Source organism: Klebsiella sp. BIGb0149 (genome assembly GCF_004362605.1).
Classification (GTDB): domain Bacteria; phylum Pseudomonadota; class Gammaproteobacteria; order Enterobacterales; family Enterobacteriaceae; genus Klebsiella; species Klebsiella terrigena.
In genome coordinates, this window is the sequence record NZ_SNYG01000006.1 from 299,858 (window position 1) to 314,203 (window position 14,346).

A 14,346-nucleotide genomic window follows, 5' to 3' on the forward strand; every position below is an offset into this window, starting at 1 on the left:
CAAACCCGTCCGCAAGGAATAAAAGGTAATCATTAACATATTAATGAAATCCCTTAAGCTTCAGAAATCAGTACCAGAGGAGTGGTGAATGAAAGGTACCATCTTCGCCGTTGCGCTTAACCACGGCAGCCAGCTCGACGCCTGGCGCGAAGCGTTCCAACAGGCCCCGTACAAAACGCCGCCGCAAACTGCGGTCTGGTTTATCAAACCGCGCAATACCGTTATCGGCAGCGGCGACGCAATCCCTCACCCGCAGGGCGAAACCGTGCACAGCGGCGCCACCGTGGCGCTGATCGTCGGTAAAACCGCCCGCGGCGTCTCCGTCGAAGAGGCCGCCTCCTGCATCGCCGGCTACGCGCTGGCCAACGACGTCAGCCTGCCGGAAGAGAGCTTTTACCGCCCGGCGATCAAGGCGAAATGTCGCGACGGTTTCTGCCCGCTGGGCGACCTCGTCCCGCTACGGAGCGTCGATAACCTGACCATTATCACCGAAATCAACGGCCGCGAAGCGGATAGCTGGAACACCGCCGACCTGCAGCGCGGCGCCGCCGAGCTGCTGAGCGCCCTGAGCGAGTTCGCTACCCTCAACCCCGGCGATGCCATTCTGATAGGCACTCCGCACGCCCGCGTCACGCTGCGCCCCGGCGATCGCGTACGCATTCTCGCCGAGGGTTTCCCGGCGCTGGAAAACCCGGTCGTCGCAGAAGGAGAGCCGGCATGAAACAGGCACGTATTGAGTGGCAGGGCCAGGTACGCAGCGCGCAGGTCGACGATCGCGAGCAGGTCATTCTCGATGACGGCACCCGGCTGCAGGAGGGTGAATTCCGCTGGCTGCCGCCCGCCGAGGGCACCCTGTTCGCGCTGGGGCTGAACTACGCCGACCACGCCAGCGAGCTGGAATTCAAGCCGCCGGAAGAGCCGCTGGTGTTTATCAAAGCACCGAACACCTTCCTCGGCCACCGCCAGGAGTCGGTGCGTCCGGATAACGTCGAATATATGCACTACGAAGCCGAGCTGGTGGTGGTGATTGGCAAAACCGCGCGCAGGGTCAGCGAGGCCGACGCCCTGGACTACGTCGCCGGCTATACCGTCTGCAACGACTACGCCATTCGCGACTATCTCGAGAACTACTACCGGCCGAATCTGCGGGTAAAAAGCCGCGACACCCTGACCCCCATCGGCCCGTGGATCGTCAGTAAAGAGACGGTTCCGGACCCGCACAACCTGACCCTGAGCACCTGGGTCAACGGCGAGCTGCGCCAGCAGGGCACCACCGCCGATCTGATCTTCAGCATCCCGTTCCTGATCGCGTACCTGAGCGAGTTTATGACCCTGCAGCCCGGCGACATGATCGCCACCGGCACGCCGAAGGGGCTGTCTGACGTGGTGCCGGGTGACGAAGTGATCGTCGAAGTCGAGGGCGTGGGCCGCCTGGTCAACCGTATCATCAGCCAGCAGGCGTATGAGGAGAAGCTGTCATGAAAAAAATTAACCACTGGATCAACGGCGAAAGCGTGGCAAGCGCGGAGTATTTTCACACCACCAACCCGGCCACCGGCGAAGTGCTGGCAGAGGTCGCCTCCGGCGGTGAAGCCGAGGTGAATCAGGCGGTCGCGGCGGCCAAAGCGGCGTTCCCGAAATGGGCCAACCTGCCGATGAAGGAGCGCGCGCGCCTGATGCGCCGTCTGGGCGATCTGATAGACCAGAACGTTCCGCAGATCGCGGCGATGGAGACCGCCGATACCGGCCTGCCGATCCACCAGACCAAAAACGTGCTGATCCCACGCGCCTCGCACAACTTCGAGTTCTTCGCCGAAGTGTGCCAGCAGATGAACGGCAAGACCTATCCGGTTGATGACAAGATGCTCAACTACACCCTCGTGCAGCCGGTCGGCGTCTGCGCGCTGGTGTCGCCGTGGAACGTGCCGTTTATGACCGCCACCTGGAAGGTGGCGCCTTGCCTGGCGCTGGGCAACACCGCGGTGCTGAAGATGTCCGAGCTGTCGCCACTCACCGCCGACCGCCTCGGCGAGCTGGCGCTGGAAGCCGGTATTCCGCCGGGCGTGCTGAACGTGGTGCAGGGCTACGGCGCAAACGCCGGCGACGCGCTGGTGCGTCATCACGACGTGCGCGCGGTCTCGTTTACCGGCGGCACCGCCACCGGGCGCAACATCATGAAAAACGCCGGGCTGAAGAAGTACTCGATGGAGCTGGGCGGCAAATCGCCGGTGCTGATTTTTGAAGATGCCGATATCGAGCGCGCGCTGGATGCCGCCCTGTTCACCATCTTCTCCATCAACGGCGAACGCTGCACCGCCGGCTCGCGCATCTTCATTCAGCAGAGCATTTACCCGGAGTTCGTCAAGCGCTTCGCCGAACGCGCCAGCCGCCTGCGCGTCGGTGACCCGACCGATCCCAACACCCAGGTCGGGGCGCTGATAAGCCAGCAGCACTGGGAAAAAGTCTCCGGCTATATCCGCCTCGGCATCGAAGAAGGCGCCACGCTGCTGGCCGGCGGCCCGGATAAACCCACCGACCTGCCGGCGCATCTTCGCGGCGGCAACTTCCTGCGCCCGACGGTGCTGGCGGACGTCGATAACCGCATGCGGGTTGCCCAGGAAGAAATCTTTGGCCCGGTGGCCTGTCTGCTGCCGTTTAAAGACGAAGCCGAAGGTCTGCGCCTCGCCAACGATATCGAATACGGCCTCGCCTCCTATATCTGGACCCAGGACATCAGCAAGGTCCTGCGCCTCGCGCGTGGTATTGAAGCCGGCATGGTCTTCGTCAATACCCAGAACGTCCGCGACCTGCGCCAGCCGTTCGGCGGCGTGAAGGCCTCCGGCACCGGCCGCGAAGGCGGCGAGTACAGCTTCGAAGTGTTCGCCGAAATGAAAAACGTCTGTATTTCCATGGGTGACCATCCGATCCCGAAATGGGGTTTATAAGGAGCACAAGATGGGCAAATTAGCGTTAGCCGCCAAGATTACTCACGTACCGTCAATGTATCTCTCCGAGCTGCCGGGGAAAAACCACGGCTGCCGCCAGTCGGCGATCGACGGTCATAAGGAGATCGGTAAACGGTGCCGGGAGATGGGCGTCGATACGATTATCGTCTTTGATACCCACTGGCTGGTGAACAGCGCCTACCACATTAACTGCGCCGACCATTTTAAAGGGGTCTATACCAGCAACGAGCTGCCGCACTTTATTCGCGACATGACCTACGACTACGACGGCAACCCGGAGCTGGGCCAACTGATCGCCGACGAAGCGGTCAAGCTGGGCGTGCGCGCCAAGGCGCACAACATCCCGAGCCTCAAGCTGGAGTACGGCACCCTGGTGCCGATGCGCTATATGAACAGCGATAAGCATTTCAAAGTGGTGTCGATCTCCGCTTTTTGCACCGTTCACGACTTCGCCGACAGCCGCAGGCTGGGGGAAGCCATCGTTAAGGCGATTGAGAAATATGACGGTACCGTGGCGGTCTTCGCCAGCGGATCGCTGTCGCACCGCTTTATCGACGACCAGCGCGCCGAAGAGGGGATGAACAGCTACACCCGCGAGTTTGACCATCAGATGGATGAGCGGGTGGTGAAGCTGTGGCGCGAAGGCAAATTCAAAGAGTTCTGCACCATGCTGCCGGAGTACGCCGACTACTGCTACGGCGAAGGCAATATGCACGATACGGTGATGCTACTCGGGGTCCTCGGCTGGGATAAATATGACGGCAAGGTCGAGTTTATCACCGACCTGTTCGCCAGCTCCGGGACCGGCCAGGTCAACGCCGTCTTCCCGCTGCCGGCTCAGGCGTAAGGGGTCCGCGATGCCACATTTTATCGCCGAGTGTACCAGCAACATCCGCGAGCAGGCCGACCTGCCGGGCCTGTTCGCCGAGGTTAATCAGGCGCTGGCCGCCACCGGTATTTTCCCGATCGGCGGCATCCGCAGCCGCGCCATCTGGCTGGATACCTGGCAGATGGCCGACGGCAGGCACGATTATGCCTTCGTGCATATGACGCTGAAAATCGGCAGCGGACGCAGCCTCGAAAGCCGCCAGCAAACGGGAGAGATGCTCTTTGCCCTGATCAAAGCGCATTTCGCCGCGCTGATGGAGAGCCGCTACCTGGCGCTGTCGTTCGAGATTGAGGAGCTGCACCCAACCCTGAATTACAAACAGAACAACGTCCACGCGCTGTTTAAATAATTGACGTTATCCGGACGCGGGCTCCCCGACCTCGGCGCTCTCGTCCGGGAGACCCGATAGTACAAATTTGCAGGCAATGTCACAGGAAGCCCTATGCTCGATAAACAGACCCGCACCCTGATCGCCCGGCGGCTGAACCAGGCCGAAAAGCAGCGTGAACAGATCCGCGCCATCTCCCTCGATTATCCCTCGATCACCATCGAGGACGCCTACGCCGTCCAGCGCGAGTGGGTTGAGCTGAAAATTGCCGAAGGCCGGGTGCTGAAGGGCCATAAGATCGGCCTGACCTCGAAGGCGATGCAGGCCAGCTCGCAGATTAGCGAGCCGGACTACGGCGCGCTGCTCGACGATATGTTTTTCCACGACGGCGGCGATATTCCCACCGACCGCTTTATCGTTCCACGCATCGAGGTCGAGCTGGCCTTCGTGCTGGCCAAACCGCTACGCGGCCCGAACTGTACGCTGTTCGACGTCTATAACGCCACCGACTACGTGATCCCGGCGCTGGAGCTGATCGACGCCCGCTGCCACAACGTCGATCCCGAAACCCAGCGCCCGCGTAAGGTGTTCGACACTATCTCCGATAACGCCGCCAACGCCGGGGTGCTCCTCGGAGGCCGGCCGGTTAAGCCCGATGAGCTGGATCTGCGCTGGATCTCCGCCCTGCTGTACCGCAACGGGGTCATCGAAGAGACCGGCGTCGCCGCCGGCGTGCTGAATCATCCGGCCAACGGCGTTGCCTGGCTGGCGAACAAGCTGGCGGCGCACGATGTGCAGCTGGAGGCCGGGCAAATTATCCTCAGCGGCTCGTTTACCCGTCCGGTGGCGGCGCGCAAAGGCGATACCTTCCACGTCGATTACGGCAACATGGGCGCGATTAGCTGCCGCTTTGTCTAGGGGAAAGAAGAAGATGAATAATGCCTTTAAAGATGCGCTGCAGGCCGGACGCCCGCAAATCGGCCTGTGGCTGGGACTCTGCAGCAGCTACAGCGCCGAGCTGCTGGCCGGTGCCGGATTCGACTGGCTGCTGATTGACGGCGAACACGCGCCGAACAGCGTGCAGACGGTGCTGACCCAGCTGCAGGCGGTGGCGCCCTACGCCAGCCAGCCGGTGGTTCGCCCTTCGTGGAACGACCCGGTGCAGATTAAGCAGCTGCTGGACGTCGGGGCGCAAACCCTGCTGGTGCCGATGGTGCAAAACGCCGACGAAGCGCGGCTGGCGGTGAAAGCCACGCGCTATCCGCCGACCGGCATTCGCGGCGTCGGCAGCGCCCTGGCCCGCGCTTCGCGCTGGAACCGCATCCCGGATTATCTCCATCAGGCCAACGACGCCATGTGCGTGCTGGTGCAGATTGAGACCCGCGAGGCGCTGAAAAACCTGCCGCAGATCCTCGAGGTTGAGGGGGTGGACGGCGTGTTTATCGGCCCGGCGGATCTCAGCGCCGATATGGGCTTCGGCGGCAATCCGCAGCACCCGGAAGTGCAGGCGGCAATTGAAAGCGCCATCGTGCAAATCCGGCGGGCGGGCAAAGCGCCGGGCATTCTGATGGCCAATGAGCAGCTGGCAAAACGCTATCTTGAGCTCGGCGCGCTGTTTGTCGCCGTCGGCGTCGACACCACCCTGCTCGCCCGCGCCGCCGAAGCCTTAGCCGAGCGCTTTGGCGCCGGCGGAACGACAGCCCAGCCCGGCGTCTATTAAGAACGCCACATCGCGACCCTACAAAAATTCCCATTAGAGGAAAGACCATGAGCGACACATCATCAGCCATTCCGGAGACGCGCGATCCCGCCAATCAGCACAAGCAGCTGACGGCGCAGCAGCAGTCGGTTATCAATAAGCTGTTTCGCCGCCTGATCGTATTTTTGTTCGTGCTGTTTATCTTTTCATTTCTCGACCGCATCAATATCGGCTTCGCCGGGCTGACGATGGGCCAGGATCTGGGGCTCAACGCCACCATGTTCGGCCTGGCCACCACGCTGTTCTACGCCACCTACGTCATCTTCGGTATTCCGAGCAATATCATGCTCAGCATCGTCGGCGCCCGCCGCTGGATAGCCACCATCATGGTGCTGTGGGGGATCGCCTCCACCGCCACGATGTTCGCCACCGGCCCTAATAGCCTGTACGTGCTGCGCATGCTGGTCGGGATCACCGAGGCCGGCTTTCTGCCCGGCATCCTGCTCTATTTAACCTACTGGTTTCCGGCATTTTTCCGCGCCCGCGCCAACGCCCTGTTTATGATTGCCATGCCGGTGACCACCGCCATCGGTTCGATTGTATCCGGCTATATTCTGTCGCTGGACGGCCTGTTTAATCTCCACGGCTGGCAGTGGCTGTTTTTGCTCGAAGGGTTCCCGTCGGTGCTGCTGGGCATCATGGTGTGGTACTGGCTGGATGACTCCCCGGCAAAAGCCAAATGGCTGACCGCGGAGGACAAAAAGTGCCTGCAGGAGATGATGGATAACGACCGGCTGACGCTGGTACAGCCGGAAGGCGCCGTCAGCCACCGCGCGATGCAGCAGCGCAGCCTGTGGCGCGAAGTCTTCACGCCGATCGTGCTGATGTACACCCTGGCCTATTTTTGCCTGACCAATACGCTCAGCGCGATCAGCATCTGGACGCCGCAGATCCTCAAAAGCTTTAACGAGGGAAGCAGCAATATCACCATCGGTCTGCTGGCAGCGATCCCGCAGATCTGCACCATTCTGGGGATGATTTACTGGAGCCGACACTCGGATAAATGCCAGGAGCGCAGGCACCATACCGCCCTGCCGTTCCTGTTTGCCGCCGCCGGCTGGCTGCTGGCCTCGGCGACCGATCACAACCTGATCCAGATGCTGGGGATCGTCATGGCTTCGACCGGATCGTTCAGCGCAATGGCCATTTTCTGGACCACGCCGGACCAGTCGATCAGCCTGCGCGCGCGGGCTATCGGGATCGCCGTGATCAACGCCACCGGCAATATCGGCTCGGCGCTAAGCCCGTTTATGATCGGCTGGCTGAAGGATCTGACCGGCAGCTTTAACAGCGGCCTGTGGTTCGTCGCCAGCCTGCTGGTGATTGGCGCCGTGATTATCTGGGCTATTCCGATGAAAGCCTCGCGCCCTCGCGCCACGCCTTAAGGAGCGGCTATGCCCCAGCGTTCGATCGCCAATATCGATATCAATAAAGAGTACGATGAAAGCCTGGGCACGGAAGACGTGCACTACCAGTCGTTTGCCCGCATGGCGGCCTTTTTTGGCCGCGACATGCAGGCCCATCGCCACGACCAGTATTTTCAGATGCACTTTCTCGATACCGGCCAGATTGAGCTGCAGCTCGACGATCACCGCTACTCGGTGCAGGCGCCGCTGTTCGTCCTGACGCCGCCGTCGGTGCCGCACGCGTTTATCACCGGCTCCGAGAGCGATGGCCACGTGCTGACCGTGCGGGAGGATCTGATCTGGCCGCTGCTGGAGGTGCTCTATCCCGGTACCCGGGAGGCCTTTGGCCTGCCGGGGATGTGCCTGTCGCTGGCCGATAAGCCGGACGAGCTCGCGGCGCTGGCCCACTACTGGCGGCTGATTGAGCGCGAATCGACCGCGCAGCTGGCGGGGCGCGAGCATACGCTGGTGCTGCTGGCGCAGGCGGTGTTCACCCTGCTGTTGCGCAACGCCAGGCTCGACGACCACGCTGCCAGCGGCATCCGCGGCGAGCTCAAGCTATTCCAGCGCTTTAACCAGACCATCGACGGCCACTACCACCAGCACTGGACGGTGCCGGATTACGCCAATGAGCTGCACATTACCGAATCAAGACTGACCGACATCTGCCGGCGCTTTGCCAACCGGCCGCCGAAGCGCCTTATCTTCGACCGGCAGCTGCGCGAGGCCAAGCGGCTACTGCTGTTCTCCGATAGCGCGGTCAACGAAATCGCCTGGCAGCTGGGGTTTAAGGACCCGGCCTATTTTGCCCGTTTTTTTCATCGCCTGGTCGGCTGCTCGCCCAGCGCCTTCAGAACGCAAAAAGTACCGGTATCCTGAGCTTTGCCTGCCGGCGGCGCCCGGGCGATAAGCGCCAGGCCCCGGCAGGCGAGGCTCGGCCGGAGGATTCCGCTACCGCAATCCCCGGCGTGCGGCGGCAAAACAGCAAAAAACCAACCCGGATCACAGAACGCCATCCCGCCTGAAAAGTACCTGCCGTTGACCTAAAAGTCTCTTCACGGAACCCACGTAAACCGCTTCAATTAAACAACAAAAAGAAAACATAAATTTAACCTTTGTACCCTGAATGCTTCGAGCCGCAGCCGAAAAGGCGCCGCCCGAAGCATGACGGGATATGCCGCTTAATACTGAAGAGGTCCCGATGAAACCTGAAGATTTCCGCGCAGACGCTAAACGCCCGTTAACCGGGGAAGAGTACCTGAAGAGCCTGCAGGACGGCCGCGAAATTTATATCTACGGCGAGCGCGTCAAGGACGTCACCACCCACCCGGCGTTCCGCAACGCCGCCGCCTCCGTCGGCCAGCTGTACGATGCCCTGCACAAACCGGCGCTGCAGGACTCCCTGTGCTGGAATACCGATACCGGCAGCGGCGGCTATACGCATAAGTTCTTCCGCGTGGCGAAAAGTGCCGACGATCTGCGCCAGCAGCGCGACGCCATCGCCGAGTGGTCGCGCCTGAGCTACGGCTGGATGGGCCGCACCCCGGACTACAAGGCCGCCTTCGGCTGCGCGCTGGGCGCCAACCCGGCGTTTTACGGCCAGTTCGAACAGAACGCCCGCAGCTGGTACACCCGCATTCAGGAAACCGGCCTGTACTTTAACCACGCCATCGTCAACCCGCCGATCGACCGCCATAAGCCGGCCGATGAGGTGAAAGACGTCTACATCAAGCTGGAAAAAGAGACCGACGCCGGGATCATCGTCAGCGGGGCGAAAGTCGTCGCCACCAACTCGGCGCTGACCCACTACAACATGATTGGCTTCGGCTCCGCGCAGGTGATGGGGGAAAACCCGGACTTCGCGCTGATGTTCGTGGCCCCGATGGATGCCGAAGGGGTGAAGCTTATCTCCCGCGCCTCCTATGAAATGGTCGCCGGTGCCACCGGATCGCCGTATGACTACCCGCTCTCCAGCCGCTTCGACGAGAACGACGCGATCCTGGTGATGGATAAAGTGCTGATCCCGTGGGAAAACGTGCTGATCTATCGCGATTTCGATCGCTGCCGCCGCTGGACGATGGAGGGCGGCTTCGCCCGCATGTACCCGCTGCAGGCCTGCGTGCGTCTGGCGGTTAAGCTCGACTTTATCACCGCCCTGCTCAAGCGCTCGCTGGAGTGTACCGGCACCCTGGAGTTCCGCGGCGTGCAGGCGGATCTCGGCGAGGTAGTGGCCTGGCGCAACATGTTCTGGGCGCTGAGCGATTCGATGTGCTCCGAGGCGACGCCGTGGGTGAACGGCGCGTACCTGCCGGATCACGCCGCGCTGCAAACCTACCGCGTGATGGCGCCGATGGCCTACGCCAAAATCAAAAACATCATCGAGCGTAACGTCACCAGCGGCCTGATCTATCTCCCGTCCAGCGCGCGCGATCTCAATAATCCGCAGATCGACCAGTATCTGGCGAAATACGTCCGCGGATCGAACGGCATGGATCACGTCGAACGCATCAAGATCCTCAAGCTGATGTGGGACGCGATCGGCAGCGAATTCGGCGGCCGTCACGAGCTGTATGAAATCAACTACTCCGGTAGCCAGGATGAAATCCGCCTGCAGTGTCTGCGCCAGGCGCAGAACTCCGGCAACATGGACAAAATGATGGCGATGGTCGATCGCTGCCTTTCTGAGTACGACCAGCACGGCTGGACGGTTCCGCATCTGCACAATAACTCTGATATCAATATCCTGGATAAGCTGCTGAAGTAATTCACAGCGGGAGGTCACAATGCAATTAGATGAACAACGCCTGCGCTTTCGCGATGCCATGTCCAGCCTGTCGGCTGCGGTGAACGTGATCACCACCGAAGGCGATGCCGGCCGCTGCGGCATCACCGCCACCGCGGTGTGCTCGGTAACCGATACCCCGCCGTCGGTGATGGTGTGTATCAACGCCAACAGCGCAATGAACCCGGTATTCCAGGGCAACGGCAGGCTGTGCATTAACGTCCTGAACCATGAGCAGGAGGTGATGGCGCGCCACTTCGCCGGAATGACCGGGGTGACGATGGAGGAGCGCTTCAGCCTCTCGTGCTGGCAAAAAGGCGTGCTGGGGCAGCCGGTGCTGAAGGATTCGCTGGCCAGTCTCGAAGGCGATATCAGCCAGGTGCAGACCATCGGCAGCCACCTGGTCTATCTGGTCGAGATCAAGAACATCACCCTCAGCCAGGAAGGCCACGGGCTGATTTACTTTAAACGTCGCTTCCATCCGGTGATGATGGAGATGGCGGCCGCGGTCTAGCCAGGCTCATTCTCCCCCCTGCCGCCAGGGGGGAGAAATTCTTGTGATCTCAATCACATATTACCCCACTGTTCATTTCCTGCCCAACCGCTTACTTCCGCAAGTGACCGCTTAACCCGCCATACAACCACTCGTTGATTTACCCAACTTTACGCGCGCAAAGTTCTGGCAAGATCGTCCCCAGCATAGTGACTCAATACCTCCGCAAAATTACGTTCAGACGGCTTCGGCCAATTATTCAACTCATAACGCCAGGTTTTACTATGGATACTAAAAAACTATTCAAGCACATACCCTGGGTGATTCTTGGAATCATCGGGGCATTTTGCCTCTCGGTCGTCGCCCTGCGTCGCGGGGAGCACGTCAGCGCCCTGTGGATTGTCGTCGCATCGGTATCGGTCTATCTGGTGGCCTACCGCTACTACAGCCTGTACATCGCCCAAAAGGTGATGAAGCTCGACCCAACCCGCGCGACGCCGGCGGTCATTAACAACGATGGCCTGAACTACGTGCCGACCAACCGCTACGTGCTGTTCGGCCACCACTTTGCCGCTATCGCCGGCGCGGGCCCGCTGGTCGGCCCGGTGCTGGCCGCGCAGATGGGCTACCTGCCCGGCACGCTGTGGCTGCTGGCCGGCGTGGTTCTGGCGGGGGCGGTGCAGGACTTTATGGTGCTGTTTATCTCCTCGCGCCGTAACGGTTCATCGCTGGGTGAAATGATCAAAGAAGAGATGGGCCCGATTCCGGGGTCGATCGCCCTGTTCGGCTGCTTCCTGATTATGATAATCATCCTTGCGGTGCTGGCGCTGATCGTCGTGAAGGCGCTGGCGGAAAGCCCGTGGGGCGTCTTTACCGTCTGTTCAACCGTACCGATCGCGCTGTTTATGGGGATCTACATGCGCTTCCTGCGCCCGGGACGCGTGGGCGAAATTTCGGTTATCGGTATCGTGCTGCTGGTGGCTTCTATTTACTTCGGCGGCGTGATTGCCCACGACCCGTACTGGGGCCCGGCGCTGACCTTTAAAGACACCACTATCACCTTCACCCTGATCGGCTACGCGTTTATCTCCGCGCTGCTGCCGGTATGGCTGATTCTGGCGCCGCGCGACTACCTGGCGACGTTCCTGAAAATCGGCGTTATCGTCGGCCTGGCGCTGGGTATCGTTATCCTTAACCCGGACCTGAAAATGCCGGCGGTCACCCAGTACATCGACGGTACCGGCCCGCTGTGGAAAGGCGCTCTGTTCCCGTTCCTGTTTATCACCATCGCCTGCGGCGCGGTCTCCGGCTTCCATGCGCTGATCGCTTCCGGCACCACGCCGAAGCTGCTGGCTAACGAAACCGATGCGCGCTTTATCGGCTATGGCGCAATGCTGATGGAGTCCTTCGTGGCGGTCATGGCGCTGGTGGCAGCGTCTATCATCGAACCGGGCCTCTATTTTGCGATGAACACCCCGCCGGCCGGCCTCGGTATCGTGATGCCGAACCTGCATGAGATGGGCGGCGAAAACGCCGCGATGATTGCCGCGCAGCTGAAAGAAGTCACCGTCCATGCGGCGGCTACCGTCAGCTCATGGGGCTTTGTGATTTCGCCTGAGCAGATCCTGCAAACGGCAAAAGATATCGGTGAACCGTCGGTGCTGAACCGCGCGGGCGGCGCCCCGACCCTGGCCGTCGGTATCGCACACGTGTTCCACAAAATCATCCCGATGGCGGATATGGGCTTCTGGTACCACTTCGGTATTCTGTTTGAGGCGCTGTTTATCCTTACCGCCCTCGATGCCGGTACCCGTGCAGGCCGCTTTATGCTCCAGGATCTGCTGGGCAACTTCGTGCCGTTCCTGAAGAAAACCGATTCGCTGGTTGCCGGTATCGTGGGGACCGCGGGCTGCGTAGGCCTGTGGGGCTACCTGCTGTATCAGGGCGTGGTCGACCCGCTGGGCGGCGTGAAGAGCCTGTGGCCGCTGTTCGGCATCTCTAACCAGATGCTGGCCGCCGTGGCGCTGGTTCTTGGCACCGTGGTGCTGGTCAAAATGCAGCGTACCAAATACATCTGGGTCACCGTGATCCCGGCCGCATGGCTGCTGCTGTGCACCACCTGGGCGCTGGGTCTGAAACTGTTCAGCACCAACCCGCAGATGGAAGGCTTCTTCTTTATGGCCCAGCAGTACAAAGAGAAGATTGCCGCCGGCGGCGAGCTTAGCGCGCAGCAGATTGCCAACATGAACCATATCGTGGTGAACAACTACACCAACGCCGGTTTAAGCATTCTGTTCCTGGTGGTGGTCTACAGCATCATCTTCTACGGCATCAAAACGTGGCTCAACGTGCGTAACAATAAGGTACGTACCGACAAAGAGACCCCGTATGTGCCGGTGCCGGAAGGCGGCGTGAAGACCTCTTCGCACCACTAATCCAGCTCCGTTCAGCCCCGCTTCGGCGGGGCTTTTCCGTAAATGACGCAACCCGGCATTAAAATAGCCCGCTCGACGGGCTCAACACATATCTGGAACGAGCAATGTTTGGTAACTTAGGTCAGGCTAAAAAGTACCTGGGTCAGGCGGCGAAGATGCTGATTGGCATTCCGGACTACGACAATTACGTCGAACATATGCAGACCAACCATCCGGATAAACCGTATATGACCTACAACGAATTCTTCCGCGAGCGCCAGGAAGCGCGCTACGGCGGGAGCGGCGAAGGCGGCGTACGCTGCTGTTAATGGAGGCACGCATGACACCGATTGCAGTTACCCTGCTGACCGGTTTTCTTGGCGCAGGCAAAACTACCCTGCTGCGGCATATTCTCAACGCGCAGCACGGCTTTAAAATCGCGGTGATCGAAAACGAATTTGGTGAAGTCTCCGTTGATGACCAGCTGATTGGCGATCGCGCCACCCAGATCAAAACCCTGACCAACGGCTGCATCTGCTGCACCCGTTCCAACGAGCTGGAAGACGCCCTGCTCGACCTGCTCGACAGCCGCGATCGCGGTGAGATTGCCTTCGACCGGCTGGTGATCGAGTGCACCGGCATGGCCGATCCCGGCCCGATTATTCAGACCTTTTTCTCCCATGAGATCCTCTGTGAACGCTACCTGCTGGATGGGGTGATTGCGCTGGTTGATGCGGTCCACGCCGACCAGCAGATGAATCAGTTCACCATCGCCCAGTCGCAGGTGGGCTACGCCGACCGTATTCTGCTGACCAAAACCGACGTCGCGGGCAGCAGCGAGGCGCTGCGCGAACGGCTGGCGCGCATCAACGCCCGGGCACCGATTTACGCGGTCACCCACGGCGATATCGATCTGGGCCAGCTGTTTAATACCGGCGGCTTTATGCTGGAGGAGCGGGTGGTGAGCGCTAAGCCGCGCTTCCACTTTATTGCCGACCAGCAAAACGACGTGTCGTCGATCGTGGTGGAGCTGGACTACCCGGTCGATATCAGCGAGGTGTCGCGGGTGATGGAAAACCTGCTGCTCTCATTCGCCGAGCAGCTGATGCGCTACAAGGGGATGCTGTGGATTGACGGCGAGCCTAACCGCCTGCTGTTCCAGGGCGTCCAGCGCCTGTACAGCGCCGACTGGGACCGACCCTGGGGCGACGACCAGCCGCACAGCACGCTGGTGTTTATCGGCATTAACCTGCCGGAAGAGGAGATTCGGGCGGCGTTTGCCGGATTGCGGAAGTAACGGTTCGCAGGA

14 protein-coding genes are annotated in these 14,346 nt (G+C 60.8%); all 14 read left to right on the plus strand.

What is annotated here, in order from left to right; all coding sequences use genetic code 11:
- Positions 1-88: 88 nt before the first annotated feature.
- The 14 genes from EDF75_RS20870 (at position 89) to yjiA (ending at position 14,334) form a co-directional block, all read left to right on the plus strand.
- Positions 89-721, plus strand: coding sequence for a fumarylacetoacetate hydrolase family protein (locus tag EDF75_RS20870; protein WP_133600755.1), 633 nt, complete (start codon positions 89-91; stop codon positions 719-721).
- Complete coding sequence (locus EDF75_RS20875; protein WP_133600756.1) at positions 718-1,482, plus strand: fumarylacetoacetate hydrolase family protein; 765 nt, start codon at positions 718-720, stop codon at positions 1,480-1,482. Before EDF75_RS20870 ends, EDF75_RS20875 begins: the two co-directional genes overlap by 4 nt.
- The gene (gene hpaE / locus EDF75_RS20880) at positions 1,479-2,945 is read left to right on the plus strand and encodes a 5-carboxymethyl-2-hydroxymuconate semialdehyde dehydrogenase (RefSeq protein ID WP_095103997.1); all 1,467 of its coding nucleotides are present in this window, start codon (positions 1,479-1,481) and stop codon (positions 2,943-2,945) included. The genes EDF75_RS20875 and hpaE overlap by 4 nt, the downstream gene beginning before the upstream one ends.
- A 10-nt stretch (positions 2,946-2,955) precedes the next feature.
- The gene (hpaD, locus tag EDF75_RS20885) at positions 2,956-3,813 is read left to right on the plus strand and encodes a 3,4-dihydroxyphenylacetate 2,3-dioxygenase (protein ID WP_123710214.1); all 858 of its coding nucleotides are present in this window, start codon (positions 2,956-2,958) and stop codon (positions 3,811-3,813) included.
- 10 nt (positions 3,814-3,823) lie between these two features.
- Positions 3,824-4,204, plus strand: a complete 381-nt coding sequence (locus EDF75_RS20890; protein WP_133600757.1) for a 5-carboxymethyl-2-hydroxymuconate Delta-isomerase — start codon at positions 3,824-3,826, stop codon at positions 4,202-4,204.
- 93 nt (positions 4,205-4,297) lie between these two features.
- A complete protein-coding gene (gene hpaH / locus EDF75_RS20895; protein WP_133600758.1) occupies positions 4,298-5,101 on the plus strand; it encodes a 2-oxo-hept-4-ene-1,7-dioate hydratase in 804 nt (267 codons plus the stop codon).
- Positions 5,102-5,114: 13 nt separating this feature from the next.
- Positions 5,115-5,903, plus strand: coding sequence for a 4-hydroxy-2-oxoheptanedioate aldolase (gene hpaI / locus EDF75_RS20900; RefSeq protein ID WP_133600759.1), 789 nt, complete (start codon positions 5,115-5,117; stop codon positions 5,901-5,903).
- A gap of 47 nt (positions 5,904-5,950) precedes the next feature.
- A complete protein-coding gene (gene hpaX, locus EDF75_RS20905; RefSeq protein ID WP_133600760.1) occupies positions 5,951-7,327 on the plus strand; it encodes a 4-hydroxyphenylacetate permease in 1,377 nt (458 codons plus the stop codon).
- Positions 7,328-7,336: 9 nt separating this feature from the next.
- Positions 7,337-8,227, plus strand: coding sequence for a 4-hydroxyphenylacetate catabolism regulatory protein HpaA (hpaA, locus tag EDF75_RS20910; RefSeq protein ID WP_045860170.1), 891 nt, complete (start codon positions 7,337-7,339; stop codon positions 8,225-8,227).
- A gap of 322 nt (positions 8,228-8,549) precedes the next feature.
- Entirely contained in the window at positions 8,550-10,112 is a 1,563-nt protein-coding gene (gene hpaB, locus EDF75_RS20915) for a 4-hydroxyphenylacetate 3-monooxygenase, oxygenase component (protein ID WP_133600761.1), read from the plus strand.
- A gap of 19 nt (positions 10,113-10,131) precedes the next feature.
- Positions 10,132-10,644, plus strand: coding sequence for a 4-hydroxyphenylacetate 3-monooxygenase reductase subunit (locus EDF75_RS20920; protein WP_041143905.1), 513 nt, complete (start codon positions 10,132-10,134; stop codon positions 10,642-10,644).
- Positions 10,645-10,907: 263 nt separating this feature from the next.
- Complete coding sequence (locus EDF75_RS20925; protein ID WP_095104013.1) at positions 10,908-13,058, plus strand: carbon starvation CstA family protein; 2,151 nt, start codon at positions 10,908-10,910, stop codon at positions 13,056-13,058.
- Positions 13,059-13,162: 104 nt separating this feature from the next.
- Positions 13,163-13,366: a YbdD/YjiX family protein gene (locus EDF75_RS20930; RefSeq protein WP_095104015.1), complete on the plus strand. Its 204-nt coding sequence runs from the start codon at positions 13,163-13,165 to the stop codon at positions 13,364-13,366.
- Between the two features lie 11 nt (positions 13,367-13,377).
- The gene (yjiA, locus tag EDF75_RS20935; protein ID WP_133600762.1) at positions 13,378-14,334 is read left to right on the plus strand and encodes a GTPase; all 957 of its coding nucleotides are present in this window, start codon (positions 13,378-13,380) and stop codon (positions 14,332-14,334) included.
- The last annotated feature ends 12 nt before the right edge of the window (positions 14,335-14,346 follow it).

What these genes read in the sequence shown, in the direction of transcription:
- EDF75_RS20870 (WP_133600755.1), top strand. Translation starts at nt 89, where the DNA reads ATGAAAGGTACCATCTTCGCCGTTGCGCTTAACCACGGCAGCCAGCTC.
- EDF75_RS20875 (WP_133600756.1), top strand. Translation starts at nt 718, where the DNA reads ATGAAACAGGCACGTATTGAGTGGCAGGGCCAGGTACGCAGCGCGCAG.
- hpaE (WP_095103997.1), top strand. Translation starts at nt 1,479, where the DNA reads ATGAAAAAAATTAACCACTGGATCAACGGCGAAAGCGTGGCAAGCGCG.
- hpaD (WP_123710214.1), top strand. Translation starts at nt 2,956, where the DNA reads ATGGGCAAATTAGCGTTAGCCGCCAAGATTACTCACGTACCGTCAATG.
- EDF75_RS20890 (WP_133600757.1), top strand. Translation starts at nt 3,824, where the DNA reads ATGCCACATTTTATCGCCGAGTGTACCAGCAACATCCGCGAGCAGGCC.
- hpaH (WP_133600758.1), top strand. Translation starts at nt 4,298, where the DNA reads ATGCTCGATAAACAGACCCGCACCCTGATCGCCCGGCGGCTGAACCAG.
- hpaI (WP_133600759.1), top strand. Translation starts at nt 5,115, where the DNA reads ATGAATAATGCCTTTAAAGATGCGCTGCAGGCCGGACGCCCGCAAATC.
- hpaX (WP_133600760.1), top strand. Translation starts at nt 5,951, where the DNA reads ATGAGCGACACATCATCAGCCATTCCGGAGACGCGCGATCCCGCCAAT.
- hpaA (WP_045860170.1), top strand. Translation starts at nt 7,337, where the DNA reads ATGCCCCAGCGTTCGATCGCCAATATCGATATCAATAAAGAGTACGAT.
- hpaB (WP_133600761.1), top strand. Translation starts at nt 8,550, where the DNA reads ATGAAACCTGAAGATTTCCGCGCAGACGCTAAACGCCCGTTAACCGGG.
- EDF75_RS20920 (WP_041143905.1), top strand. Translation starts at nt 10,132, where the DNA reads ATGCAATTAGATGAACAACGCCTGCGCTTTCGCGATGCCATGTCCAGC.
- EDF75_RS20925 (WP_095104013.1), top strand. Translation starts at nt 10,908, where the DNA reads ATGGATACTAAAAAACTATTCAAGCACATACCCTGGGTGATTCTTGGA.
- EDF75_RS20930 (WP_095104015.1), top strand. Translation starts at nt 13,163, where the DNA reads ATGTTTGGTAACTTAGGTCAGGCTAAAAAGTACCTGGGTCAGGCGGCG.
- yjiA (WP_133600762.1), top strand. Translation starts at nt 13,378, where the DNA reads ATGACACCGATTGCAGTTACCCTGCTGACCGGTTTTCTTGGCGCAGGC.